The sequence below is a fragment of the Streptomyces sp. NPDC002690 genome, assembly GCF_053592415.1.
On sequence record NZ_JBSFVR010000068.1, the window covers coordinates 1 to 26,785 of the forward strand.

General features: G+C 70.5%; 18 protein-coding genes. 9 read left to right on the forward strand and 9 right to left on the reverse strand.

Annotated features, from left to right (window positions below; translation table 11 throughout):
• The first annotated feature begins 175 nt into the window (after window positions 1-175).
• Window positions 176-1,171: a CehA/McbA family metallohydrolase gene (locus ACWD3D_RS11945; RefSeq protein ID WP_451460774.1), complete on the forward strand. Its 996-nt coding sequence runs from the start codon at window positions 176-178 to the stop codon at window positions 1,169-1,171.
• A 72-nt stretch (window positions 1,172-1,243) separates the two neighbouring features.
• On the opposite strand, the gene ACWD3D_RS11950 is transcribed toward ACWD3D_RS11945, so the two are convergent.
• The gene (locus tag ACWD3D_RS11950) at window positions 1,244-3,013 is read right to left on the reverse strand and encodes a dolichyl-phosphate-mannose--protein mannosyltransferase (protein WP_451460760.1); all 1,770 of its coding nucleotides are present in this window, start codon (window positions 3,011-3,013) and stop codon (window positions 1,244-1,246) included.
• Between the two features lie 146 nt (window positions 3,014-3,159).
• On the opposite strand from ACWD3D_RS11950, the gene rsmI reads away from it, so the two are divergent.
• Complete coding sequence (rsmI, locus tag ACWD3D_RS11955) at window positions 3,160-4,008, forward strand: 16S rRNA (cytidine(1402)-2'-O)-methyltransferase (RefSeq protein WP_451460775.1); 849 nt, start codon at window positions 3,160-3,162, stop codon at window positions 4,006-4,008.
• Between the two features lie 81 nt (window positions 4,009-4,089).
• On the opposite strand, the gene ACWD3D_RS11960 is transcribed toward rsmI, so the two are convergent.
• From ACWD3D_RS11960 to ACWD3D_RS11980, 5 genes are all read right to left on the reverse strand, one after another.
• Complete coding sequence (locus ACWD3D_RS11960; protein WP_451460776.1) at window positions 4,090-5,133, reverse strand: serine hydrolase domain-containing protein; 1,044 nt, start codon at window positions 5,131-5,133, stop codon at window positions 4,090-4,092.
• A gap of 110 nt (window positions 5,134-5,243) precedes the next feature.
• On the reverse strand, window positions 5,244-6,167 hold the full coding sequence (locus ACWD3D_RS11965; RefSeq protein ID WP_451460761.1) for a DUF6895 family protein: 924 nt from the start codon (window positions 6,165-6,167) through the stop codon (window positions 5,244-5,246).
• Window positions 6,164-7,201 carry a DUF6895 family protein gene (locus ACWD3D_RS11970; RefSeq protein ID WP_451460762.1) on the reverse strand — a complete coding sequence of 346 codons (1,038 nt, stop codon included), beginning with the start codon at window positions 7,199-7,201 and terminating at the stop codon, window positions 6,164-6,166. Before ACWD3D_RS11970 ends, ACWD3D_RS11965 begins: the two co-directional genes overlap by 4 nt.
• Before the next feature lie 65 nt (window positions 7,202-7,266).
• The gene (locus ACWD3D_RS11975; RefSeq protein ID WP_451460763.1) at window positions 7,267-7,983 is read right to left on the reverse strand and encodes a hypothetical protein; all 717 of its coding nucleotides are present in this window, start codon (window positions 7,981-7,983) and stop codon (window positions 7,267-7,269) included.
• A 10-nt stretch (window positions 7,984-7,993) separates the two neighbouring features.
• Window positions 7,994-8,176 carry a hypothetical protein gene (locus ACWD3D_RS11980; protein ID WP_328719957.1) on the reverse strand — a complete coding sequence of 61 codons (183 nt, stop codon included), beginning with the start codon at window positions 8,174-8,176 and terminating at the stop codon, window positions 7,994-7,996.
• A 477-nt stretch (window positions 8,177-8,653) separates the two neighbouring features.
• On the opposite strand from ACWD3D_RS11980, the gene ACWD3D_RS11985 reads away from it, so the two are divergent.
• From ACWD3D_RS11985 to ACWD3D_RS12000, 4 genes are all read left to right on the forward strand, one after another.
• Complete coding sequence (locus ACWD3D_RS11985; protein WP_451460764.1) at window positions 8,654-9,073, forward strand: hypothetical protein; 420 nt, start codon at window positions 8,654-8,656, stop codon at window positions 9,071-9,073.
• 88 nt (window positions 9,074-9,161) lie between these two features.
• Complete coding sequence (locus ACWD3D_RS11990; RefSeq protein ID WP_451460765.1) at window positions 9,162-10,028, forward strand: TatD family hydrolase; 867 nt, start codon at window positions 9,162-9,164, stop codon at window positions 10,026-10,028.
• Between the two features lie 58 nt (window positions 10,029-10,086).
• A complete protein-coding gene (rsmA, locus tag ACWD3D_RS11995; RefSeq protein WP_451460766.1) occupies window positions 10,087-10,959 on the forward strand; it encodes a 16S rRNA (adenine(1518)-N(6)/adenine(1519)-N(6))-dimethyltransferase RsmA in 873 nt (290 codons plus the stop codon).
• Window positions 10,956-11,891, forward strand: a complete 936-nt coding sequence (locus tag ACWD3D_RS12000) for a 4-(cytidine 5'-diphospho)-2-C-methyl-D-erythritol kinase (RefSeq protein ID WP_451460767.1) — start codon at window positions 10,956-10,958, stop codon at window positions 11,889-11,891. Before rsmA ends, ACWD3D_RS12000 begins: the two co-directional genes overlap by 4 nt.
• A gap of 80 nt (window positions 11,892-11,971) precedes the next feature.
• Here the strand turns inward: ACWD3D_RS12000 and ACWD3D_RS12005 are convergent, their stop codons facing one another.
• Both ACWD3D_RS12005 and ACWD3D_RS12010 read right to left on the reverse strand, forming a co-directional pair.
• The gene (locus tag ACWD3D_RS12005) at window positions 11,972-12,244 is read right to left on the reverse strand and encodes a hypothetical protein (protein ID WP_451460768.1); all 273 of its coding nucleotides are present in this window, start codon (window positions 12,242-12,244) and stop codon (window positions 11,972-11,974) included.
• A gap of 180 nt (window positions 12,245-12,424) precedes the next feature.
• Window positions 12,425-18,625, reverse strand: a complete 6,201-nt coding sequence (locus tag ACWD3D_RS12010; RefSeq protein ID WP_451460769.1) for an RHS repeat domain-containing protein — start codon at window positions 18,623-18,625, stop codon at window positions 12,425-12,427.
• Window positions 18,626-19,101: 476 nt separating this feature from the next.
• Between ACWD3D_RS12010 and ACWD3D_RS12015 the strand changes: the two genes are divergently transcribed.
• Window positions 19,102-22,176 (forward strand): VCBS repeat-containing protein, encoded by a 3,075-nt coding sequence (locus tag ACWD3D_RS12015; protein WP_451460770.1) that lies wholly within the window; start codon window positions 19,102-19,104, stop codon window positions 22,174-22,176.
• A gap of 51 nt (window positions 22,177-22,227) precedes the next feature.
• Here ACWD3D_RS12015 and ACWD3D_RS12020 read toward each other — a convergent pair whose 3' ends face one another.
• Entirely contained in the window at window positions 22,228-22,905 is a 678-nt protein-coding gene (locus ACWD3D_RS12020) for a lipoprotein (RefSeq protein WP_451460771.1), read from the reverse strand.
• A gap of 119 nt (window positions 22,906-23,024) precedes the next feature.
• Here ACWD3D_RS12020 and ACWD3D_RS12025 point away from each other — a divergent pair, with 119 nt between their 5' ends.
• Complete coding sequence (locus tag ACWD3D_RS12025) at window positions 23,025-24,842, forward strand: ABC-F family ATP-binding cassette domain-containing protein (RefSeq protein ID WP_451460772.1); 1,818 nt, start codon at window positions 23,025-23,027, stop codon at window positions 24,840-24,842.
• A 428-nt stretch (window positions 24,843-25,270) separates the two neighbouring features.
• On the forward strand, window positions 25,271-26,785 hold a 1,515-nt coding region (locus ACWD3D_RS12030), incomplete at its 3' end, for an outer membrane protein assembly factor BamB family protein (RefSeq protein ID WP_451460773.1).

Sequence of the window (26,785 nt, forward strand, 5' to 3'; positions counted from 1 at the left end):
CCTCAACATGCTCCGTATGGAGCAGCAGCTGGACACCCTTTCCCCGGTGACCCGCAAGCGCTACATGCACAACTACAACTTCCCGCCGTACTCGGCCACGGGCGGCGCGGACCGGGCTTCGCTGATCACGCGGGGGACGACCCTCGTCCACGCGGACCTGCACAACCACACCGCGATGTCGGACGGCGACGGGGACCCCGCGAACGCCTTCTCCTCGATGCGCAGCGCGGGCCTCGACGTGGCGGCACTCACCGACCACAGTGGCGTGTTCACCATCGGGGGCCTCAGCTCCGCCGAGTGGAAGCGCACGGCCCAACTGGCGGACGCGGCGAACGTCCCCGGCGTCTACACCGCGATTCGCGGCTTCGAGTGGACCCACGCGCTGCTCGGTCACGCGAACGTGTGGTTCTCCGACTCCTACGTCGACATGGCGCTCGCTCCGGGCATGAACGCCTTCTTCGACTGGCTGGACGACAAGGACGCGGTGGCCGGATTCAACCACCCCGGCCGTGAGGTGCTCCGCTTCGACGAGTTCGGCCACAACGCGGCCGTTCACGACCGCATGGTCAGCCTGGAGATGTTCAACCGGACCGACGACTTCCTCTTCGAGGGCTGGTCGTCCGGCAAGAGCTCGCCCCTGGTCGCCTGCCTGAACGCCGGCTGGCGTACCGGCCTGACCGGTGTGACCGACGAGCACGGCACGGACTGGGGCTTCCCGGAGGGCAAGGGCCGCAGCGGCCTCTGGGTCACCGAGAACACCAGGGCGGGAGTCCTCGAAGCGATGCGGGCGCGACGCTTCTTCGCGACCCGGGTCTCCGGCCTGCGCCTCGACGCCACCGCCGCCGGTGTCCGGATGGGCGGCCAACTCCCCCTCACCTCGGGGGACGTACGCTTCCAGGTCGACCTCGACCGGGGCCCCGAGTGGGTCGGCAAGCAGCTGGACATCCAGGTCCTGCGGCCCGGCACCGCCGCCCCCGAGGTCGTCGACGTCATCACGACGACGGCCGGCCGCGTCACGGAGTTCACGGTTCCGCTGGACACCGCGGACGGCGACTGGGTGGTCCTGCGGGTCGCCGACCCGACCCGGGCCAACGGCACGCCGGGCCCGGCCGGACACGCCTGCAACGACTGGGGTGTCGCGTACAGCAGCCCGTGGTGGCTGCAGGGCTGACGTCCGCGCACGAGCGCCCCGCAGCCGGGTGGGCCCGGTCACCGACCGGGCCCACCCGGCAGGGTCACGCGGCTACACCCACGAATCCAGCCACATCCGGTTCCGCCAGGCGTCCTCCGGGATCGGCGTCCCGGTGTAGAGCGGCCAGAAGTAGATGAAGTTCCACACGATCAACAGCACCAGCAGCCCCGCCGCCACCGCGCCGATCGCGCGGCGGCGTTCGCCGGTGGGGTCGGAGGCGGTCAGCCCCAGCTCCGCGCGGGTACCGGTGCCGGCCGCCGGGCCGATCATCGCGCCGATCATCATCGTCACGGCGAGACAGAGGAACGGCACGAAGACGACCGCGTAGAAGAAGAAGATCGTGCGTTCCTGGTAGAAGAACCACGGCACCCACCCGGCCGCGACCCCGCAGGCGATGGCACCGGCCCGCCAGTCGCGGCGGAAGACCCAGCGCCAGAGCACGTAGACGAGGGCGAAGCAGGCCGCCCACCAGAGCAGCGGGGTGCCGAGGGCGAGCACCTCGCGGGCGCATTTGCCGGTCGCCGAGTCGGTGCAGCCGGGCTCCTCGTAGAAGTACGAGACCGGGCGGCCCAGGACGATCCAGCTCCAGGGGTTCGACTGGTACGTGTGGCCGGAGGTCAGGCCCACGTGGAAGTCGTAGACCTGCCGCTCGTAGTGCCAGAGGCTGCGCAGCCAGTCGGGGAGCCAGGTCCAGCCGCCGCTGCGGCCCTCCGCCGTGTCCGCCCAGTGGCGGTCGTACCCCTTGTCGGTGATCAGCCAGCCCGTCCAGGAGACGAGGTACGTGGCGAGGGCCACCGGGACCGTGGAGACGAAGGCGGGCACCAGGTCGCGGCGCAGGACCGCCGCGTACGGGCGGACCGCTCCGGCGGTGCGGCGGGCACCCACGTCCCAGAGGACCGACATGACGGCGAACGCGGCCAGGACGTAGAGGCCGTTCCACTTGGTGCCGAAGGCGAGGCCCAGCATCAGCCCGGCCGCGAGCCGCCAGGGCCGCCACCCCAGGCGGAGCGTCTGTGCGATCCGGGCGTCGGGGCGGAGCACTCCCTCCTCGTCGACGGGGAGGGCCTCGGCGAGTTTGCGGCGGGCCCAGTCGCGGTCGTTGACCAGGCAGCCGAAGGCCGCGACCACGAAGAACATCAGCACCAGGTCGAGCAGGGCGGTACGGCTCATCACGAAGTGCAGCCCGTCCACCGCGAGCAGTCCGCCCGCCAGGCAGCCGAGGAACGTCGAGCGGAACATCCGGCGCCCGATGCGGCAGAGCAGCAGCACCGACAGGGTGCCGAGCAGGGCCACCATGAACCGCCAGCCGAACGGCGTGAAGCCGAACATCTGCTCGCCGAGCCCGATGATCCACTTCCCGACCGGCGGGTGCACCACGTATCCGGGGTCGACGGGGACCTTCACCCGGGACGGGTCGTTCAGGATGACCTTGTCGATGTCCTTGGGCCAGGCGCCCTCGTACCCCTGCTTGATCAGGGCCCAGGCGTCCTTGGCGTAGTACGTCTCGTCGAATATCACCGAGTCGGGCTGCCCCAGCCGCCAGAAGCGCAGCACCCCGGCGACCAGCGTCACCAGCAGTGGGCCGCCCCATCCCGACCACCGCTCCAGCCGGGCCGCGAGGGCCGGTGGCACGCCGAGAACCCCCCAGGTGCGGGGGCTCGGCCGGTTGTAGGAAGGGATGAGGCGCTCGCGCAGCCCGATGTCCTTCCGGGGCACGTGGCCGAAGCGGTGCAGCCGCCGCTCCCAGGGAGAAGGCTGCTCGCCGGAGAGTTCGTCCCCGGCGTCGTGGCCCTGCCGGGCGTCGGGCGCAGTACTCGTCACCGCGCCATCGTAGGGAAAACAGCTGTGCGACGGGGGCCGCCGGGGCTGGGAGGATGGATCCCGTGACTGAAACGCCTGGAACGACCGGACCGCAGGGAACACCGACGACCGGAAAGCCGAAGACCGGAACGCCGACGGCCGGGACCCTGGTTCTCGCGGGGACCCCCATCGGCGACGTGGCGGACGCCCCGCCGCGTCTCGCCGCCGAGCTGGAGACGGCCGACGTCGTGGCGGCCGAGGACACCCGACGGCTGCGCCGCCTGACCCAGGCGCTCGGCATCCACACCACGGGACGGGTCGTCTCGTACTTCGAGGGGAACGAGTCCGCCCGCACCCCGGAGCTGGTCGACGCGCTGACCGGCGGCGCACGGGTGCTGCTGGTCACCGACGCGGGGATGCCGTCCGTATCCGACCCCGGCTACCGCTTGGTCGCCGCCGCCGTCGAGAAGGACATCAAGGTCACGGCCGTGCCCGGCCCCTCCGCGGTCCTCACCGCGCTGGCGCTGTCCGGTCTGCCGGTGGACCGGTTCTGCTTCGAGGGCTTCCTGCCCCGCAAGGCGGGCGAGCGCCTCGGCCGCCTCCACGAGGTCGGCGACGAGCGCCGCACCATGGTCTTCTTCGAGGCCCCGCACCGCCTGGACGACACCCTCGCCGCGATGGCCGAGGTCTTCGGCGCGGACCGCCGGGCCGCCGTCTGCCGCGAGCTGACGAAGACGTACGAAGAGGTGAAGCGCGGCCCGCTCGGCGAGCTGGCGGTATGGGCCGCCGAGGGCGTACGCGGCGAGATCACCGTCGTCGTGGAGGGCGCGGGCGACACCGGCGCCGAGGAGCTGGACGCGGCCGAGCTGGTGCGCCGGGTCCAGGTCCGCGAGGAGGCGGGGGAGCGCCGCAAGGAGGCCATCGCCGCCGTCGCGGCGGACGCCGGGCTGCCCAAGCGCGAGGTGTTCGACGCGGTGGTCGCCGCGAAGAACGCGGCGCGCACACCGGGCGCCTGAGCGGCCCCTCGGCCGTAACCACTCCGCGTCGGCGGGCCCGGCGCCCGTACCTACTCCGTCTCAGATGTCCGTGGACCGTGCCTACTCCGTCAGCAACCCGTGGACCGTCGCCACGAACGGGTCCCTGAACGACACCCGCCGGGTGCACACGGCGGCCAGCGCCGTCCCGGTGTCCGGGCAGTAGCCGAGGAACGCCTGCTGCCCGGGGGTCGCCCCGGCGTGGAAGTTCACCGGGCCGTGCGGGGTCGCGTGCTGGAACCACGTCAGCGTGTGGGTGTGGGCGTGGCGCGAGCCCCGGCGCAGCACCGGGTGCCGCATCCCCGCGAGCGCGGTGGCGAGAGAGGCATCCGGCGGAGGCACGAACGGGACGACCCCGGCGGCCCCGGTCCCGGCGTACGCGCCGCTCGCCGCGAGGTGCGCTTCCAGGAAGGTGAGCAGGTCGTGCGGGGTGGAGCGGACGGCGCCCGCCCCGGCGAACCCGCCGATGTCGAGCACCTCCGCCGGGCTCCCGCCGCGCCGGTGGCCGACCGCGTCGGCGCCGGGCCCGCCCGGGGCGAGAGAGGTGGCGTCCAGGTGCAGCGGGGCGAGTACCTCCCGGTGGACGAGGACGTCCCAGGGGGTACGGGTCGCGGCGGCGAGGGTGTGGGCGAGGACCGAGACGGCGAAGTTGGAGTAGTGCCAGCGGGTCCCGGGCGCGTGGCGCGGGCGGGCTCGCAGAAAGGCGCGGACGACCCGGTCGGCGGGGTAACCGGCGTACGGGGTGGTGGTCCAGCGCGGTACGGCCTGCGGGTAGAAGTCGGCCGGCAGTCCGGGCAGCCCCGAGGTGTGGGTGACCAGATGGCGCAGGGTGATCGCCCGTACGGACGGGTGCACCGGGTGGCCGGGCGCCAGGAGCGCGGCGGCCGGGGTGTCGTACGAGAGCCGGCCGGCGGCGACCAGCCGGGCGAGCAGCAGCCCGGTGAAGGTCTTGGACGCCGAACCGAGCTCGTACCGGAGCCGGTCGCGCGGCCGGTCCTCCGGCGGCGGCTCGGTGCCGGTGGTGTGCAGGGTGCGTCGGCCGTGGCGGCTGAGCGCGAGCACCAGGTCGGGCGCCGGGCCGATCGCCCCGGCCGCCCGGGCCAGCAGCCGCGCGTCGGCCCCGGCGTCCCGGTCGGCCGGGTCGGCCGGGTCGGGGAGTCCGGTGGAGCCGGGGCCGGGACCCTCGGGTCCGGTACGGGCGACGGCGGGTCCCGTGCTCACGCGGAGGCCGCCGAGGAGAGGTCCGACAGGGAGCGGGAGACCGCCAGCGCCGAGGCGAACGCGGCCACCAGCGTCGGGTGGTAGACGAGGTCGAACACCGTCTCCGGGTCGCCCTGCGGCATCTCCAGCAGCGCCGGCATCGCTCCGTCGGGCTGCTGCGCCGCGGCGAAGCCGTTCCAGGCCGCCGCGTCGAGCGTCGGCTCGGGCAGGCAGGCGTCGACGACCAGCAGCTCGCCGAGGAGGTCCCAGCGCTTGAGGTCGAGCCAGTCGTCCAGCCAGACCGGGAGCCAGAGCGCCAGGTAGTCGGCGACCGCGGGCGGGAGGTCCTGGGGGGACTGGCCCCAGTCGGTGAGGTGGAAGACGGTGTGGGTGATGCCGTAGCCGATGTGGCCCTCGACGGTCCACGGCTCGGGCGTTCCGGCGAGCCAGGTCCGCCGGAACGCCTCGTCCTCGGGGAGGCCGGCCGCCAGCCCGAAGCGCCGCTCGACCGTGGAGATGCCGAGGCGCCGGGTCGGCTGCACCTCCAGCCGGCTCCAGCTGCCCAGCCGGTGGTTGAGGCGGACGGCCGCTTCGAGGCCCGGGTGCTGGTACCCCAGCTCCTTGAACGGCAGGTACACCTCCATCGGCGCCGGGGAGAGCGGCTCCCGGCGCTGGCCCTCCAGCAGGCGGTGGCCGGAGTCCAGCAGCTCGTGCCAGGCGAAGTCGAGGAGGGACCGGGCGAGGGATGCCTGCTCCGATCCGGCGACGCCCTCGCGGAAGATCACCTTGCTGATGAGCGCCAGCTCGCCGAGGGGCTGGAACCGGTCCAGCAGGCCGACCTCGGGGGAGGGGTCGTCCTCCAGCCGGAACCCGTCCCGGTGGGCGTGCAGCCACTTCAGGGCCTTCGCGCCCACCTCGTGGATCTGCTGGATACCGCTCATGCGGGCTGTTTCCTTCCGGACGTGGTGGTTGCGGCGGCGGGGATCGCGTCCGCCGCGGTGTTCTCCTCCAGCCGGGCGACCGTGAGCGACGCGGCGAAGGCGGTCACCAGCGTGGAGTGGTAGCAGGCCAGGAACGGGTACGGCTCCTCGTCACCCGGAACCGCGTCTTCCGGGAGCGCCACCGGCGGGCCGGTCTCCGGGAGGGCCCCGCCCGGGTGCTGGACCCGGGCGAGCACCGGCCAGGCCGCCGCGAACAGCTCGACCGGCGGCGGGCCGGGCAGGCCCGCGCCCACCGCGAGCAGTTCGCCGGTGAGGTCCCACTGGTGGCTCTCCAGGCAGCCGTCCACCCAGGGCGGCAGCCAGGTCCGCAGATAGACGTCGAGGTCGGCCGGCATCCGCTCGGGGGCGGTGCTCCAGTCGGTCACGTGGTACGCCGCGTGGGTCAGCGAGTAGCCGGAGGAGCGCTCCAGCATCCACGGCTCGCAGAGCCCGCCGAGCCAGGTGCGGCGCAGTACCTCCTCGGCGTCCGCGTGCGGGGCCACGCCCACCCGGCGTTCCGAGTTGATCAGTCCCAGCTGGCGGTTGGCGTGCTGTTCGGTGTGGGCCCAGCCACGGGTGGTGGCGATCCGCCGGGCGAGGCGCTCGAAGCCCTCGTGGCGGAGCCCGTGACCGGCGAAGGCCGCGTAGATCTCGAACGGGTACGCGGCGAACGGCTCGGAGCGCAGGAGCTCCAGCAGCAGTTCGCCGTGCCTGGTCTGCTCCCACGCGAAGGCGATCAGCCGCCCGGCCGTGGTGTGCGCCGGGTCGGCGGGGGCGATGACCCGCTGGGCGGTGCCGCACAGCTGGGCCAGCTCGCCGAGCGGCTTGAGGGTGTGGTCGACCTTGGTGTGCGGCTCCAGCACGTCCTCGGGCAGGACGAAGCCGGTGAGGTGGTCCTCGGCCCAGCTCAGTGCGCGGTCGCGTACCCCGCGCACCTCCTGCGCGAGGCCGGCGGGCACGGCGGAAGCGGCGGACACGGCGGAAGCGGCGGACACGGCGGGACGGTGTGCCGCCGTGTCCCGGTGTCCCGCCGCGTTCCGGCCGTCGGGGTGGTCCGCCGTCACCTGCCGCGCTCCTCGATCATCAGCCGGGCCGCGCGGACGTTCAGGGCCACCCGGGGGTCCTGGCCGCCCATCAGCTCCACGAAGTCGAGCCCCCGGCCGAGACCGAGGGTCGGCGGTTCCCCGCCCAGGGCGGCCAGCCAGCGGCCGGTGCCCGACGCCTGGAGCCAGTCGCGGCGGCGCACCGCGCGGACGAACCCGCGCGCGAGGTCGGTCACCCGGCCCCGGGCGATCCGCGCGACGGAGGACGCCGCCGCCGGGACGGCGAGCGGCGCGAGGAGGGAGATCTGGTGCGACAACGCCTGCCACGGCGCGTCGTCCAGGCCGGCGACGCCCGGTTCGTCCAGGGCGGGTACGCCGACCGCCGTCAAGGGCCCGGTGGTGGAGGGGGCCACCCGGTGCAGGGTGGAGAGCATCGCCCAGTGGCTCCAGGCGGTGGAGGGGGAGGCGTCGGGGCGGGGCGGGAAGTCCCGCACCGCGCGGTGGAAGACCGCCACGTCGCCGGGGTGCGGGCTCTGTCCGTACAGCACGCTCGGCAGCAGCAGGTCGGCTCCGATGACCCGTACGGCGGCGATGCCTGTTCTGTCGTCCTCGTGGATTCCGGCCGCGCCGCACACCGTGGCGAGGTGGCCCCCGCTCCTAAGAGCGAGGACCACCTCGTTCGCCAGGTCGTGCACCGCGTCCGAGAGCCGGGACGAAGCGCTTGACTGGTTCATCGGTGAAGGGTCAGCCCTTCTTCGGCCGCGGGGTGGGCGGCGAAAGGAGGAGGAACGAGCCGCCACCGAGGAGCGCCAGGTACGCGCACTCGCGCGAGTCCCGGTGCAGGCCCTCGACCTCGCCCGGGTTGAGCGCGGCCTCCAGGTCCTTGTCCAGGTCGGTCGTCGTGGTGGGGGTGATTTCGGTGTGCATGAGCGTTCCCGTTCTGTTCTGTGGAAAAGCCGGGGGTTGTGTACTTGCGTACAGATCGAGTGAAAACCAGATAAGCGAACCGCGCAAACCGGACATGCTGTTTCGTTGTGGTGCGGAATTCAATTGAATGCTCAATTCAATTGAACGGCTCGCGAACACGCCCCCGTGCGCCCCCGGTCGATCCTTTGCCCGCCGGGATTTTCGCCATGGATCCGCCCTGCGGGACCCCGGCGCACGGAGGTGCGGGTACCGGGAAGTGCGCCCCCCGATCGTGTGAACGGGCGGTGCGCGCCCGCGCGTCCCCAACGGCTGGTCTCCTGCGGGGTGCCCTCGCACCATGCGCGGGCCAAGGGCTCACCAAGGAGTCCAAGAACGCATCAACACTGGTCCTGAGCCGGTGCGATTCGTATTCGGCGGGTGTGCACTGGGAGGTGGAAACACTCGGAGCGGCTTGTCCTGCGGACAAGAGGAGCAAGTATGAGTGAGATCGCGGTGAACACGGTCCACGAGGCCTATGCCTTCGCCTGCATGCGATGCGGGCACGGCTGGGAACAGGCCTACGAAATAGAGCACCACGTCGACGGGGCCGGAAACACGTTCGTGGTCTACAAGGCCGACGGAGAGCGGGTTCCCTCTCCTCTGTCGACGCCGACCTGCACGAACTGCGGCGGCCACGTGGTCCGCATCATGCGCTCGGGGCGGGTCTCCCTCGTACAGCAGCTGCTGCGGGGCAACCCGCGACAGCAGCCCGCCGCGCTGGCCGGGGCCGCCACCACCGGCATAGCCACCGGCCCGGACGACGACGAGCGGGTGGCGGCGGTCGCCGTACCGGCAGGTGCCGGAGCCGCCCGCCACTGGCACCTGACGGACCTGTTCCACCCGTTCCAGCGCCGCTGACCGCTCCTCCCGACGCAGAGCGCCCGCCCGTGTCCCCGGACCCCGGGCGGGCGCCCCCGCGTCCGGCGCCCCTCGTACGATCAAGGGCATGAGCCGTACCGAAGCGCCGCCGCTGCCCGAACCCCTGCGGGTTCCGGTCGCCGATTCGCACACCCACCTGGACATGCAGGACGGCACCGTCGAGGAGGCCCTCGCCCGGGCCGCCGCCGTCAACGTCACCACCGTCGTCCAGGTCGGCTGCGACCTTGCCGGGTCCCGCTGGGCCGCCGAGACGGCCGCCGCCCACCCGCGGGTGCACGCCTCGGTCGCCCTCCACCCCAACGAGGCCCCACGCATCGTCCACGGAGACCCCGACGGGCACACCCGCGAAGGCGTACGCGCACCGGGCGGCCGGGCCGCACTGGACGAGGCGCTCGCGGAGATCGACGCGCTCGCCGCTCTCGCCCACGTACGCGGCGTCGGCGAGACCGGCCTCGACCACTTCCGCACCGGACCCGAGGGCCGCGCCGCCCAGGAGGAGTCCTTCCGGGCGCACATCGAGATCGCCAAGCGGCACGGCAAGGCCCTGGTCATCCACGACCGCGAGGCCCACGCCGACGTGCTGCGGGTCCTCGCCGAGGTGGGCGCCCCGGACCGCACGGTCTTCCACTGCTACTCCGGCGACGCCGAGATGGCCCGGATCTGCGCGCGGGCCGGCTACTTCATGTCCTTCGCCGGCAACGTCACCTTCAAGAACGCCCAGCCGCTGCGCGACGCCCTCGCCGTCGCCCCCGCCGAACTGGTGCTGGTCGAGACCGACGCCCCCTTCCTCACCCCGGCGCCCTACCGGGGCCGCCCCAACGCCCCCTACCTCATCCCCGTCACGCTGCGGGCGATGGCCGAGGTCAAGGGCGTCGACGAGGACACCCTCGCCGCGACCATCGACGCGAACACCGCGCGGGCCTTCGACTACTGACTGTGGACGTGATCCGCGTGCGCGCATGGCGTACGCACTTCGCCCGTACGCTTAGTGGGTGAGCAGCACAGAGCCCGACGCCCTCCTGGGCCCCGCAGACATCCGCGAACTGGCGGCGGCGCTGGGCGTACGCCCGACCAAGCAGCGCGGCCAGAACTTCGTCATCGACGCCAACACGGTCCGCAGGATCGTGCGCACCGCCGAGGTGCGGCCCGACGACGTCGTCGTCGAGGTCGGGCCGGGGCTCGGTTCGCTGACCCTGGCGCTGCTGGAGGCGGCCGACCGGGTCGTGGCCGTCGAGATCGACGACGTACTCGCCGCCGCCCTGCCCGCCACCGTCGCCGCCCGGATGCCCGGCCGCGCCGACCGGTTCGCGCTCGTCCACTCCGACGCGATGCTGGTCACCGAGCTGCCGGGCCCCGCGCCCACCGCGCTCGTCGCCAACCTCCCGTACAACGTCGCCGTGCCGGTGCTGCTCACCATGCTGGAGCGGTTCCCGAGCATCGAGCGGACGCTCGTCATGGTCCAGTCCGAGGTCGCCGACCGGCTCGCCGCCCGCCCCGGCAACAAGGTCTACGGCGTGCCCTCCGTGAAGGCGAACTGGTACGCCGACGTGAAGCGCGCCGGGGCCATCGGCCGGAAGGTCTTCTGGCCCGCCCCCAACGTCGACTCCGGGCTCGTCTCGCTGGTCCGCCGGGAGAAGCCGGTCGCCACCACCGCGAGCCGCACCGAGGTCTTCGCCGTCGTCGACGCCGCCTTCGCCCAGCGCCGCAAGACGCTGCGCGCCGCGCTCTCCGGCTGGGCGGGCTCCGCGCCCGCCGCCGAAGCCGCGCTGGTCGCCGCCGGAGTCTCCCCGCAGGCCCGGGGCGAGGCGCTCACGGTCGAGGAGTTCGCCGCCATCGCCGAGAACAAGCCGGAGTTGCCCGCATGACCGACAGCGTCACCGCGACCGTGAGCCCGAGGACGGCCGGAAGCGTCACCGTCCGCGTACCGGCCAAGGTCAACGTCCAGCTCGCGGTGGGCGCGGTCCGCCCCGACGGCTTCCACGACCTGGCCAACGTCTTCCTCGCGGTCGGCCTCTACGACGAGGTCACCGCGACCCCCGCCGACGAGCTGACGATCACCTGCTCCGGCCCGGACGCCGCCCAGGTGCCGCTGGACCACGGCAACCTTGCCGCCCGCGCCGCCCTCGCGCTGGCCGAGCGGTACGGCATCGAGCCCGCCGTCCACCTGCACATCGCCAAGGACATCCCCGTCGCCGGCGGCATGGCCGGGGGCAGCGCCGACGGCGCCGCCGCCCTCCTCGCCTGCGACGCGCTCTGGTCCACCGGCGCCTCCCGTGAAGAGCTGCTGGAGATCTGTGCCGAGCTCGGCAGCGACGTCCCCTTCAACCTGATCGGCGGCGCCGCGCTGGGCACCGGGCGCGGCGAACTCCTCACCCCGCTGACGACCGGCGGCACCTTTCACTGGGTCTTCGCCGTCGCGGAGGGCGGACTCTCCACCCCGGTGGTGTTCGGCGAGTTCGACCGGCTCACCGCCGGTACGGACGTCCCCGAGCCCACCGCGGCCCCGGCCCTGCTCGACGCCCTGGCCTCCGGCGACCCGGTCGCCCTGGCGAAGACCCTGAGCAACGACCTCCAGGCCGCGGCGCTCTCGCTGCGCCCCTCGCTCGCCGCGACCCTGGCCGCCGGTACGGACGCCGGCGCCCTCGCCGCCCTGGTCTCCGGCTCCGGCCCGACCACCGCGTTCCTCGTCCCCGACGAGGCCACCGCCCACCGGGTCGCCGCCGCCCTCACCGCCTCCGGCACCTGCCGGACGGCCCGGGTCGCCGTGTCGCCGGCGCCGGGGGCGAGGGTGGTCTGAGAGGGCTCGGGGAGCGGGAACGCTTCTGAGCCGGTGCCTTCCAAGGTGGCGTTGTTCCGTGTGCGCCCGCCCGTTTGAGGTCAGATCAGGCCGACGAACAGGCTGATCGCGAACACTGAGCAGAGAACGCCGCCGAGGAAGTGTCCTGCTCCGAGCGTCTTGATGATCTTTGGGTTCATCCTCTTGGGGTTCAGGCCGGCCTGCTCGCGCGCCCATGTGGTGTAGAGGTCGATGACCTTGTTGGTGCGTAGGAGCAGAAAGAGCCCTTCTCCTGTGAATGCCAGACCGACCAAGAGAGTCAGCAACTTTCCGGCAACGGAGTCCGACTGGGAATCCGCCATTGTCGAGTACATCGAAACGTCTCCTGGTGTCCGGAGTCCGGGGGCCATCAGGCCCGTGTGAGGTGCGGTGAGGCGAAGGACATCCGTCCGGTTGCCCCGCAGGGGCGGGGCAACCGGACGGAGACCTTCGTTGTGAATCAGGCCCGCTGTGTCAGCGGTTGTGACCGACAGGACCAAGAAGGGCCGAGGGTCTCACTCGCGCCCGAAGACGTAAGTTTTACCCGTCCCGCCGAACAGGTGTACCGGAAGCCCTGCGCCGACGCCCGCGCCGGCCTGGCCGACGAACACGAGGCCGCCCTGACTGTTCCGCGTTCCTCCAGTGGCGAGGGAACCGTGGACCACGCCACCTTCTCCCAGAGCAACGTCGATCTGACCACCCGTACCGGACAGTTGGTTGAGGTCATCCGCGTTGGTGTTCATGATGTCCGCGGTGAGTGAGGCTTGGATTCCACCTGTACCGACACTGGGCGTGAGCGTAAAGCCCCAGTCCGTGTTGCCGTCTTTTTTGACAACACCCACGCCGCAGGCGGTGATACTGGCTCCGATGCCTATGGCGCCCCCGAGCGTCACGCATAGGCCGCCGCCCTTGACGCTGTACTTGTTGATCAGGTCGCCGACGCTGGAAAGAAATGACTTCTTCTTCTTCAAGATCTGCGTATTTTTGGCTTCCTCCGACCTCTGCTTGGCTTTTTTCCGTGCCTCTGCCTGGGCCTTCGCCTTTGCTTTCGCTGCTGCGGCGACCCTCGCGATGTTCTTCTTCGCACGCGCCTTAGCCGCGCTCGCGGTGGCCGCGGCGGCGGCATAAACGCTCTTCCGCTTGTTGTAGGCCACCAACGCCTTGACCAATGCGAACACGCGCTTGAAGAATCCGACGACCTTCAGGGCCGTGGCGATGCCCGCGTAGCCGGCGATGTCGAAGAAGTGCTTTCCGTCCGGGTCGGACGCGGTGACCGGCCGGCTGTTGGCGTAGGCGTAGGCGTTCATCTGCAGAGGATCGTCGAGGTCGATGACGGGGTCCACGGAGATGAAGCGTCCCCGGGCGGGATCGTATTCACGGGCGCCGAGGTGAGTGAGCCCTGTGGGATCCTCGGTGCCCCCGACGAAGCTCCGGTTGCCGGGCAGGGCGGAGCTCCCCGTGGCCCGGTTCTCCCCGAAGGGGAGCTGCTTGCGACGTGCGACGGCCTGGGTCGTCATGGTGACGGCTGTCATCGCGGTGCCCTGGTGGTCGGCGATCAGGTAGGAGAAGCCCTCACTCGTGCGCACGGCGACCGTGTCGTCCCCGTGCGTGTAGTAGCGGATTCCCTCCTTGGTCCCGTTCGCCGCGACATCGAGCTCGTTGCCGCCGGGGAGGCTGAGCGTCTGGGTACCGTCGGCGTTCCGCGCGATCATGCGGTTGCCCTCGGCGTCGTACTGGTAGCCGGTGGTTTTCCCCCCGGAGGTGACGGTGGCCAGGTGGCCCTCGTCGTCCCAGGTCAGGTCCTGGGACGTGGCGCCGATGGTCCGCCGGGTGGTGTTGCCGCTCTCGTCGTAGGCGAAGGAATCCTGTTGGCCGTTCCGCGCACCTCCGGTGACGGTCGCCGACTGGACCGCGTGGGGCAGGCTGGTGCCGGCAGCTTTGTGCGTGTAGGCGGTGGTGGCGTCGGTGCCGGACATGACACCAGTACCGTGGTCGACCAGCTTGGTGCGGTTCCCGACGGCGTCGTAGGTGAAGGTCTGCCAGTACGCGTCGGGCCCGCCCACCGTCGAGGTGGAAGGAGTGGCCGCACACGTGGTGGTGGCAGCCGTCCATGCCTCCGTCAGCCGTCCCAGGGCGTCATTGGTGAAGCACTGGGTGTCGGTGCTCGCGGTGGAGTCCTGGCCACTGACGTCGGTGATGCCGGTGATGTTGCCGGCGTCGTCGTAGCCGTAGGTCACGTCGTCGATGCGCTGGGGCGCGAGGTCGCGGTCGGTTGTCTGGCGGATCTCCAGGCCCGTGACCTCGTCGTAGGACTGGCTCTTGTAGACCTTCTTGCCGAGCGTTCCGTACTCGGTGCGTACCGGACGTCCGAAAACGTCGTGGGCCGTCGAGTTCACCAGCGTGACGGCACCGGCGGTGGTCTTCTGCGGGAGGTTGCCCTCGCCGAGGGCCGTGGTCTGGCGTTCACCGGGCAGGTCACCGATTTCCGGGTGTTTGATCCACTCCTGCTGACCGGTGTACGCGTTGTAGCCGAACGTCCACGTGTACGCTCCCGCGAGCGCCCCGGCCTCGGCCGGCACGGTCACGGTGCTGGAGAGAGGCTGGTAGGAGTCGTTGAACGAGGTGGTGGCGGAGACGTACGCCTTCCCGCCGATGTAGCGGGTGCTGCTGGTGAGCTGTCCCTTGGCCACCGTGTCGTAGATCCACGAGGCGAGTGGGGTGGAGCCCTTCTTCAGCGCGGTCCGCCGGCCGATCTTGTCGTACTCGCTGGTGAGTTCGACCCCCCGGGCGTCCGTGGTGGTCGCCGCGCGGCCCAGCTTGTCGTAGGTGATCTTGAGTAGACCGCTGTCCGGGTCGTTCGTCTGCACCTTCTGCCCACGGGCATCGAACGTGTACGTCCACGTGTTGCCCGCCGGGTCGGTGACCTGGGTCGGTTCGTCCCACTTGCCGTACGTGTACCGGGTGGTCTGCGAGGCGGTGCGGGCCGCGTTCGTGTACTCGATCCGCTCGGTGGCACGTCCCCGGCCGTCGGTGACCGTCGTGTAGGCGGTACCGCCCTGCGGCGGGATCACCGTCGTGCGGTCGCCGGCGTAGACGGTCGTGGTGCGCCACTTCTCGTCCCCGTACGAACGGGTGATCGCTGCGGTGACGCTGCCCGTGCCGTCGTACAGGTTCTCCACCATGGACGGTACGACGTTGTCGGCCGCTGTCGTCAGAGTGCCCGAGGGCGCCCCCTGCGCGTAGTAGGCGGCGTACGTCTTGAAGGGGAAGCCCCGGGAGTCGTACTTGATCTCCGTCACGATGCGGTTCCCGGTACCGATCGCGGGTGACTGCGTCTCGCGTTCCCGCAGCAGGCCGTCGTACAGCTGGTAGCTGGTGGCGTAGGACCCGTCGTACTGCAGGGCCTTGGTCGACACGTAGTTGTTCGCGGCCTTGGAGATCGAGTACGCGTACTCGACGGACGGCTGGTCCGGGTGGTCGGTCTTCGACCAGCCGGGCTGCCACACCCGCAGGGTGCGTCCGAGACCGTCATAGGTGGCGTCGATACGCTTCTGGTTGGGGTCGACCTCGGCGGTGGCGATGCCGCGCGCCGGGTCGTACTCGGTGGTCGTCACCTGGTCCAGCGCGTTCTTCACGGTCTGTGAGGTCGGCGCCTGGATGGTGGCGGGTGTATAGGCCGTCGTCGTGGTGTTGCCCTCGGTGTCAACGGCGGTGAGTTCGCGACCGTGGATGTCGTAGGTGTTCGTGGCGGTCGTCAGGTAGCCGGTGCCGGCCGCGTCCTGCTCGTCCACCCGGGTCACGTCACCCTGGGTGGGTGCGATGTCCAGACCGGTGGCCTTGTCGTAGTAGTAGCGGGCCACGGATATCAGATCGGTCGGCAGCGTCGGCGTCTTGTCGCAGGCCACCGCTACATTCCGTACCTCCTTCTGGAGGCTGAGGATGGTGCCCGTGGTGTAGGTGGTGGTGACGCACTCCTCGTCGCCGCTCTTTGCGGTGTCGCCGAGGTCGGACTCGGAGGTCACCTGTCCGTTGGCGTCGAAGGTGCGCACGGTCTGGGTGGTGCGCCAGCCGCTGCCCACGGCGGTCCGGGTCTTCTCGACGCGGGTGCCGGTGGCGTGCGCGGTCAGGGGGGTGAGACCGGTCCGTGCCGCGGTGGCGGTGGCGGCCGAGTGCCAGGGTTCGTAGGACGTGGCGGTCTGAAGCGCTCCGGTCGTGCCGTCGAAGGTGGCCTCCTCGCGAGCCATGCCCGCGTAGACAGGCTGGTCGGCGATCGCGATGGCCTCGTGGTCGGAGACCTGTGCGCCCTCGATGCCCCGGAAGTAGCGGCTCTCCGACAGTGTCTGCGCATCCGAGGCGGGAGCCCCGGTGCGGACCTGGACGCGGCCGTAGCCCTGCCTGTTGCTGTAGGTGAGGTATTTCGCCTTGGCGAACTCGTCCTCGGGCTTGCTCCAGGCCATGCCGTCCAGATACGAGTAGTCGGTCTCCTTGGCAGGGGCACCGCCGGTTTTGTCGTTCTCCAGCACCTGGGTGACGACGTAGGTGTGGAACCAGTCGAGATACGGCGTGTAGTTCGCCGCCGGTGCGTCCGGCGGCGACCAGATCACCGGGTAGCAGCGCCGGGTGTTCGACGCCGGGGTCGGAACGTCACCGGCCTTGCAGTCGGGTGCCGAGTAGGTGACACCGATGGAGCCGCCCGTCTCGGTGTCGATGCCGTGGACGCGGTAACGGATCAGCGGCGGCACCGGGTCCGGGTTGGTGCCGGTGGTGGCGCCCTCCACCCGGTTCGGCAGCGGCTGGCCCGCGAAAGTGACGGCCGGCATGCTCACGTCGCCGGTCCCCGTGTGGCCGGTACGGGTGAGGGACGCCAGCCACAGGGCCGGTGAACTGCCGTCTCCGGTGCTGGGGAACTGGTGGGACAGTGCCAGCGTGTCGACCTTGCGGTATGCGGTGCCGACCAGGACCGAGGTGTCGATCTGCGTGAGGCGCTTGCGGGTCCAGAACGACGGCGAGAGCTGATCCTTGCACTCCGCCCCGTCGGCGCAGTACTGGTCGAACGGGACGTCCGGCCAGTTCTTCGCGTGCGCGGAGTCAAAGGTGCCGCAGTCGGTGAGGCAGCGTTCGGCGACGGTGAAGTCCACCTTCGCGGCGGGCTGGGCGTAGTAGGCGCCACTGCGCAGCCCGTACTCGACGCGCGTCACGTAGCCGCCGCGGGTGTAGGGGGTCGCGGTGGAGGCACCGGTACTCAGGTTGATGTTGCGACCGTAGTTGTTGGACTCCTTGGCCCAGTACTGGACCATCGCGTCCCCGTGCGAGTCGACGACAGCGTCCAGGTTCCACCGCCAAGCCTGCTGGCACCAGGAGTCGGCGTACGCCGTGGCGTGACAGGGCTCATTGGCTTGGTTGCCGTAGACCGGCACCGTCCAGGTGGAGTTGGTGACCGGGTCGCCGGCGGCCCAGCCGCTCATCTTGTTGCGGCCGAAGAAGTAGTTGGTGCCGTCGGGGGTGGTGACCCGCCAGTATTCGCCGTCGTTGTCACCGTTGCCCAGCCCCGTGTCGTTGAGCCGGACGATCACGGTGCCGTCGTCGTTCGAGGAGTGCCATTCGCCCGTGCTGTCGTCCTTGACGAGTTGGCTGGACCTGCCGCCCAGGCTGAGGACCGCATTGTCCTTCTTCCAGCACAGGTCGCCGCTCTTGTCGGTGCCGTTGCTGTCAGTGGTGTCGTCGGAGCAGGGGACGTACTGCCGCTCGATGAAGCCGGGCTCCATGGACCAGCCGTCACCGATCCAGTTCGCCTGGTTGTTCGTGGATGCCGTACGTCCGTCCACGGACTGCGAGTTGTAGGACAGGCTCAAGTCCGGGCTGGTCTGGCCAGGCACCTCGGGAACCGGGATGTCGTAGGACCAGGTGAAGGCGCCGCTGGAACCGCCGGCCGACCAGGAGGCCGAAGGGGCCAGCGGGGACGCCTTGAAGTCACCTGACGAGCCTGCGGCTCCGGCGGTGGCCGAGAGCAGCACGATGCCTTCCGAGGCCCTCAGGCCGGTGTCCGAGCTGGTGGTGACGGCGCTCCGGGTGACGGGCGAAGCCTCCTCCGTCGCCGTGGAAGCGGCGTCCGGCAGGGTCACGGTCGCGGACAGCGTGGTGGAACCGAGGTCGTTGCGGGAGGCGAGAGCGGTTCCGGCCGCATGGCAGTCCGCCCGATCGGGGGTGGACAAGGCGCAGACCGGGAGCTGACGCAGGGTCAGTCGCGATGCCCAGTCGCCGCCGTAGGCGTCCTGGAAAGCGGCGTAGTCCAAGCTGACGTCGGCCTTTCCCGCCTTGCCCGACAGCGGGCGAACGGCGACCACGACGCCGGTGACACCGAGGGCCTCAGTCGCCTTCCGGTCCAATACCTGGACACTGGCCCGGCGGTGGTCGGAACCCTTGGCCGACTCGCCCGCGTGGCTCAGGCTCACGGGAAGCGTTCCGGCGCTCGTCCTGCCGGTGCCTGAATCGGGCAGGGTCACCGTGCTGGTGCCGGCCGTCGGCCACGTGGCCTTCGGAGTGCGCTTGCGCGCCTGCCCGGCCGTCTCGTCGCGCTTCGATGCGTCGTGTTTCATCGGCGCGGCGGTCCGGACCGGGTCCGGAGTGTCGAGCCTTCGCAGCGTCAGTTCGGTCGCGGCTGCCACCGGGCCGCCGAGCAGGCTCACCGCGAGGTAGGCGATCAGTGAGGCCGCCACCCACCGGACGCGCCGAGCTGCCCGTTCTCGTTCGCGTCTGGTGCGGAACACATCTATAAATCTCAATCTGGACATGGATCACCCATTAAATCGAGTCAATAAATTGTGAAGATCGCTCGGAACCTAGCAAAGAATCGAACGGATATGAAGCGAGTTTGCTTCCGTTCTGCAGTCAAGGAGGCGTTAATTGTTTGCGCGCTCAGGCAAAATGGACATGGAGGGTAAATGGTGAATTGAGCTATTCGCTCGATTGGCTGCAGTGGGGCTTTTTGTGCAGGTCAGAGGGCGCCTTGGGCCTGACTCGCCAAGGGTGTGGTGCGGGTAATCTTGTGGGGAAAGTGTGGCTTTGGGGTGGCTTTATCGCCAATAAATGCCACATGAATGCTTTTGATTTGGCGCCAAATTAATGATTCGCGATGGGCGTTGCGTGCCTGTATGGTTCGCGCGACATTGTGTGGAAAGTGAAAAGGACTGCGATGAGATATCGTCACGGGAGTACGCGACTTGCGATCCCGATCGTGGTGGGGCTGGTGCTGTCCCTCGGTGTGCCGCTGGTCGCGGTCGCAGAAGAACAGCCCGCCGCTGCTGCTCCGGTCGAGGCGAGCCCGTCGCCGGAGACACGCGCGCTGACGCGGGCTGCGGAGGAGGGGGCGCCCGTCGAGGTCGTCTCCCGCCGTTCCGAGACGGCGGAGCTGTACGCCAACCCGGACGGTACGTTCACCCAGGACACCTACGCGGTGCCCCAACGGGTCCGGAAGAGCGGTCGGCTCGTGGACATCGACCCCACGCTCCAGGCGAACGGGGACGGTACCTTCTCCGCCCGGGCCGCCGAGGTGGGCATCACGTTCTCCGGCGGTGGCGAGGGGCCCATGGCCACCGTCACCCGCGACGGCCGCAGCATGTCGCTGAGTTGGCCGGGGGCTCTGCCCGAGCCGAGCATCGACGGAGACACGGCCCTGTACGCGAACGTCCTCGACGACGTGGACCTCAAACTCACGGCGGGCTCAGCCGGATTCGGTCAGCTGCTGGTCGTCAAGACGCCCGAGGCTGCCGCCAACCCCGCGCTGGCCACCCTCAACTTTCCGCTGTCCACGGACGGCCTGTCGGTGAACACCGACGAAGACGGCAACCTGCGCGCGGTCAATCCGGCAGGCCAGGAGGTCTTCACCGCACCCACGCCCCTGATGTGGGACAGCAGCAACAGCGCTCCCGTCGCTGCCCGGGGCGCAACTGTGCCCACCCCGCCCTCTGGTGAGTTCGAGCCGCCCTACGGTGCCCGGGACGCCGCCCTCAAGACCGAGGTCAGCGACGGCGAGCTGAAGCTCACCCCTGACACCCAGCTGCTCACCGGCGACAACACGCGGTACCCGGTCTACATCGACCCGTCGGTCTCGGGCTCGCGCGAAGCGTGGACGCTGGTCTCCAACGACTACCCCAACGGGGCCTTCTACAACGGCAATGGCTGGGAAGAGGGAGACGGCAACAGCGTCACCAGCTCGGCCCGCGTCGGCTGGCCGGGGGACACCCTCTCGCGGTCGTTCTTCCGGATGGACACCAACAACCTCTGGAACACCGCCAAGGTCATCACCTCCTCCGTCTTCCGTATCAAGAACAGCTACTCCTACAGCTGCACGGACAAGCCGGTGGAGGCGTGGCGGACCGGAAGCATCAGCTCCGCCACGACGTGGAGCAAGCAGCCGGCTTGGTACGACAAGCTGTCCACGGTCAACCAGTCTCTCGGCTACGGCAGTTCCTGCCCGGCCGGCAACCTGGCCTTCGACGTGACCGGCGGCGCGAAGAACGCGATCAACGGCAAGTGGGACAACCTCACCCTCGGCCTGCGCGTACCTGACGCCAACGAAAGCGACCCGTACGCCTACAAGCGCTTCGACGCGGCGTCCGCCGTGCTGTCGACCACGTACAACACCACTCCGGGTGTGCCGAGCGCGCTGGACACCACGCCCAGCACCAAGAACACCGCGGGCTGCGGCAACACCGCACCGTACGGCGTGGTCGGCAACACGGACGTCTACCTGACCGCCAAGGTCACCGACCCCGACGGCGGCACCGTCAGCGCCCAATTCAGCCTCTGGGCGACCGGTCACCACCCGAACGACGACCCCAACGGCGTCATCATCGCGGAGTCGATGGTGGCCGCCACCTCCGGCACCGTGGCCAAGCTCAAGATTCCCAAGGCGACGCTCAGCAAGTACTTGTCGGTCGCCGGCGGAAACTTCTCGTGGAAGGTGCGGGCGACGGACGGCACCTTGTTCTCGACCTGGAACCCGGGAGCAGGGCTGGCGGGCTGCCGCTTCACCTTCGACCCCACCCGCCCCAGCAACCCGCCCGGCATCACCTCGGCGCAGTTCCCGGACGGCAGTGACGGCTGGCCCACCGGCTCGGCACAGGTCCGCACCAAGGGCACCTTCACCCTCTCCAGCAGCGGTGTCAACGATGTCAGCGCGTACGAGTACTGGACTGACCTCGACCCCACCGTCCGCACCCTGACCACCACTACCGCGGGCGGCAGCGTCAGCCTCACCCTCACGCCGACCATCGCTGGGGCGAATCACCTGTACGCCCGCAGCATCGACAAAGTCGGCAACAAGTCGGACCCGGCCGACTACCTCTACTACGCCAACCGCTCCACGACCGCCGACGAACCCGGCGACCTCAACGGAGACGGCAACCCCGACCTCCTGGGCACCGACGCGACCGGCACCCTGCGCCGCTTCTACGGAACCGGCAACGGCGCCGTCGTCGAAGCCGACTCCACCGCCAGCAACGGCCTCTGGAACGGAGTCGACCACACCCACCGCGGCGACTGGACCGACGACGGCTACGAGGACGTGATCGCCCTGCGCCCCGATGCCACGCTCAACGCCGACCGTCTGTGGCTCCACCCCAACAGCGGCTACGGCTTCGCCTGCACGGACTGCGCCGGAGACACCTCCGACTCCCGTGAGCTCAACGTCTACGATCCCGCCAACAACCACTGGGCGGACGCCGACCAGATCCTCGCCATCGGCGACGTGGACGGTCCTCTCGACATCGACGGCGACGGAACCGCGGATGTGGCAGGCTTCCCCGACTTGCTGGTCAAGGAAGGCGACCAGCTCTGGCTGTACTTCGGATCTTCCAGCGGATACCTCGACGAGACCCTCGAACCGGTACTCGTCGGCGACGGCGGCTGGTCCCAGTACGACCTGATCGCACCGGGCGACGTCGACCACGACGGACACGTCGACATGCTTGCTCGCCGAGGCGCTGACGGAGCACTTGTCCTCTACCGGGGCACCGGCCCCAATGGCGAAGGACTCGGCGCGGGGACGGGACGCATCACGCTCGCGGCCAGTGGCTACTCCGCCGCAGCCCACCCGCTGATCACCTCCGGCGCCGACGCCGACAGCAACGGCACGGCCGACTTCTGGACCACCAACGCGTCCCCCACAGGGCTCTCGTACAACCCCGTGCTCACCGGCACGGCCGTGGGGAGCCCTACGGTCACCGCGGGGGCCGTCGACTGGAGCGGCTACCAGAAGATCAGCTAGCAGCAACTCCCGTCACGTGGGCGGACCGGCTGAGGCGGAGAGCCTCCCGCCTCAGCCGGTCCGCAGGCTCGACTTCGCGAGCTCGTACGCGGGGAGCATCTGCTCGTGCTCCTCGGTGTCCAGGCCGCCGAGGTGGACGACGACCGGGCCCTTCGCGGTGGGGACGAGGAAGGCGCGTTCCTTCTTCGTCTCGTCCAGGGCCTCGACGGTCACCGTGTAGGCGGCCTCGACCCCGGCGACCGGGCCGGCCTCGGTGTCCGTGTAGGTGATGTCCGAGGCGCCCTCCTCCGCCGTCACGAACGCCTTGAGCTGCTCGCGCGGGGACGCGGAGGACTTCTCGCCCTGCCAGACCCGCAGATAGCCGACGTTCCCGGCGGGCTTCGCGTCGATCTCGCAGACCATGGTCATCGGACCCTGCTTCGCCAGGGCGGCGAGCTCGGGGGCGGCGGCGACGTCCACGGCAGCGGGCTTCCACCCGGCAGCCAGATCGAAGGTGACCGGCAGCTCGCAGGCGGTGCCGGCGGCCCCGATGCGGGCGCCCTTGGCGGCGGGCTCCGCGGCGGGCCCGGTGTCCGTCCCGGACGAGGTGGGGGAGGCGGAGGCCGCCGCGGCCTTCCCGCCGCCTTGCGCGTCCTGGGTACCGCAGCCGGACAGGGCGCAGAGCGCCGCGGTCGCCGCCACCGTCGCCAGTACCGCCGGGACCCCGCGCCGTGCCGTCGTGCCTGTCATGACGTTCCCACCCCTGAGACGTTCCCGTCCGGAGTCGCCCCCCGGAAGATCGCCGCACGCTACCGCATCCGCGCGGCGACTACCCTGGGAAGTCGATCCATCCCCTGGGCAGGAGTGAAATGGCCGTCAATCTGGTCAATGTCGAGCAGGTCAGCAAGGTGTACGGCACCCGTGCGCTGCTCGACGGTGTGTCTCTCGGCGTCTCGGAGGGAGACCGGATCGGTGTCGTCGGCCGCAACGGCGACGGCAAGACGACCCTCATCCGGATGCTCGCCCGGCTGGAGGAGGCGGACTCCGGACGGGTCACCCACCTCGGCGGGCTGCGTGCGGGCGTCCTCACCCAGCACGACTCCCTCGACCCGAAGGCGACGATCCGGCACGAGGTCATCGGTGACCTCGCCGATCACGAGTGGGCGGGCAGCGCCAAGATCCGCGACGTGCTGACCGGGCTCTTCGGCGGTCTCGCGCTGCCGGGCTTCGAGCACGGCCTGGACACCGTCATCGCCCCGCTCTCCGGTGGTGAGCGCCGGCGCATCGCGCTCGCCAAGCTGCTCATCGCGGACCAGGACCTGATCGTCCTCGACGAGCCCACCAACCACCTCGACGTCGAGGGCATCTCCTGGCTCGCCGGACACCTGCGGGCCCGCCGCTCCGCGCTCGTCTGCGTGACCCACGACCGGTGGTTCCTCGACCAGGTCTGCACCCGCATGTGGGACGTCCAGCGCGGCACCGTCCACGAGTACGAGGGCGGCTACAGCGACTACGTCTTCGCCCGCGCCGAGCGTGAGCGGATCGCCGCGACCGAGGAGTCCAAGCGGCAGAACCTCATGCGCAAGGAGCTGGCCTGGCTGCGACGCGGCGCCCCCGCGCGTACCTCCAAGCCGCGCTACCGCATCGAGGCGGCCAACGAGCTGATCGCCGACGTGCCGCCGCCGCGCGACACCAGCGAGCTGATGAAGTTCGCCAACGCGCGTCTCGGCAAGACCGTCTTCGACCTGGAGGACGTGACCGTCCAGGCCGGTCCCAAGACGCTGCTCGAACACCTCACCTGGCAGCTCGGCCCGGGGGACCGGGTCGGTCTCGTCGGCGTGAACGGCGCGGGCAAGACCTCGCTGCTGCGCTCGCTCGCCGAGGCGTGCCGGAGCCAGGGCGACGTCCAGCCGGCCGGCGGGAAGATCGTCGTCGGCAAGACCGTCCGGCTCGCCTATCTCTCGCAGGAGGTGCACGAGCTCAAGCCCACCCTCCGGGTGCTGGAGGCCGTGCAGCAGGTCCGGGACCGGGTGGACCTCGGCAAGGGCCGTGAGATGACGGCGGGGCAGCTGTGCGAGCAGTTCGGCTTCACCAAGGAGAAGCAGTGGACGCCGGTCGGCGACCTCTCCGGTGGTGAGCGGCGCCGGCTCCAGATCCTGCGTCTGCTGATGGACGAGCCGAACGTCCTCTTCCTCGACGAGCCCACCAACGACCTCGACATCGAGACCCTCACCCAGCTGGAGGACCTCCTCGACGGCTGGCCGGGCTCCATGATCGTGATCTCCCACGACCGGTTCTTCATCGAGCGCACCACCGACAAGGTGATGGCGCTGCTCGGCGACCGGGCGCTGCGGATGCTGCCGCGCGGGATCGACGAGTACATCGAGCGCCGGCAGCGGATGGAGGAGACGGCCACCCCGTCCGCCGCCCCCGCCGCGGCCAAGGAGTCCGCCGCGCCGGTGAACGCCCTCTCCGCGCAGGAATCGCGTGCCGCGAAGAAGGAGTTGCAGAAGGTCGAGCGCCAGCTCGGCAAGCTCTCGGACCGGGAGACCAAGCTGCACGCCCAGATCGCGGAGAACGCCACCGACTTCGGGAAGGTCGCCAAGCTCGACGCCGAGCTGCGCGAACTGGTCACCGAGCGGGACGAGTTGGAGATGCGCTGGCTGGAGCTGGCCGAGGAGGCGTAGGTGCTGCGGACGGGCCCCGGGTCCGGCCGCGTGCCGGGGTCGGGGTCCGTCCTGCTTTGTGCGGGTTCGTTCGGGTGCGGTGGTTGATTCCGGTGATCGAGACCCGGGGCTGGGTCAACTCCGCTTTCCGCGCTCACGATTGACGGTGCGTCGACTGCGGCCGGTGGTGCGGGTTTCCGCAGACGCGTAACGGCGGCATCACGGCCCGGTTCTCCCTTGGGTACAGGGGGTGGACCGAAGCAGTGCGCGTGGTGGTGCGGGTGGTACAAAGAAGCCCCGCCAGACTGTCGCGAAGCCGCGGTAGCCATGCCCGTTCCGCTCCATTCCGGGGGAGTTGTCGGAGGTACGTCGTACGACGTCCTCCGGTCCTCGCGGGATCGCGGGGGAGGCCGGAACGGGCACCGGACCGCACGAAGGGGGACGTGGCTATGACCCAGCCGCCCAGCCAGCAACCGCCGCAGGGGGGCTCGGGGACTCCGCAGGAGCCGCCGTCCGGGACGCCCCGGCAGCCGGCGACACCGCCACCCCCGCCTCCGTCGGCCCCGCCCGCGCAGCCCCCGGCACCGGGTGCCCCGGCGTACGGCTACCCGGCCGCGCCCGGCCCGTACGGGCAGCAGCCCCCTGCCGCCGGAACCCCCGGGTACGGCTATCCGCAGGCGCCCGGCCCGTACGGGCAGCAGGCCCCCGGTCCGTACGGGCAGCAGCCCCCCGGTCCGTACGGTCAGCCGCAGCCGGGCCCGTACGGTCAGCCGCAGCCGGGTCCTTACGGTCAGCCGCAGCCGGCCCCGTACGGTCAGCCGCAGCCGGGCCCGTACGGGCAACCGCAGCCCGGTCCGTACGGTCAGCCGGGGTACCCGGGTCATCCCGCCCCGCCCGTCGCTCCTTCCCCCTCCTCCGGTCGCGGGTTCCTCCGTGGCCGGACCGGGGTGATCGTGGCGGCGGCCGTCGCGGTGGTGGTCGTGGCGGCCGTCGGGGTGGGCTTCGCGGTCAGCGGGGACGACCCCGGCGGGAAGCCGGTCGCTCAGGGGAGTTCGGACGGGAAGGACGACACCGGCCCCACCGCAGCGCCCTCGGGTGACGGAACCGACGAGGGTCGCGACACCGACGACGACCTGAACGCCGGCCGCAAGGACGGCGAGGCGAAGATCCTCTGGGCGAAGGACAACGGCCTGAAGCTGCCGCGCAACGGCGCCACGGTCCAGGGCCCCTGGGCCGTCGGTGACACTCTGGTCACGGCTGCGTACCGGAACGTCTTCGGGTACTCGCTGGACACCGGCGAAGAGAAGTGGACCCTGAAGTTCGACACCGACATCTGTGCCGCGCCTACGAACGCCACGGACGACGGCAAGATCGTCATCGGCCTGAAGGACGGTACCGACGACGGGGCGGACTGCGTGCTGGTCCAGCAGATCGACCTCACCACCGGCAAGGCGGGCTGGAAGAAGACGATCAAGAAGAACGGCGCCTGGGACCTGCTCTCCGAGGTCGGTCTCGCGATCAGCGGTGACACCGTCACGGTCGGCCGTTCCGGCGGCACCGACGCGTTCCGGGTCAGCGACGGCAAGGAGCTGTTCGGCTCGCTCGCCGGCAAGTGCCGGCCGACCGCCTTCGCGGGCGGCTCGAAGCTCATAGCCGCCGTCAACTGCACCGTCGACGACCCGGAGAACCCGCAGCAGCAGATCCAGCAGATCGACCCGGTCACCGGCAAGCCGCGTTGGACCTACGAACTCAAGCGCGGCTGGGAGGTCGACCGGGTGTACTCGGTCGACCCGCTCGTCGTCTCGTTGGTCGAGGAACAGAAGAAGTCGTGGGGAATCCTCGCGCTGAAGGACGACGGTTCGAACCGTTCCCAGCTGCAAGGTGCGGCCGGGGACAAGTTCGCCCCGAAGTGCGGGAGTTCGCTGCACATCTTCGCCAAGTCCCTGGACGACTGCACCGGTGTC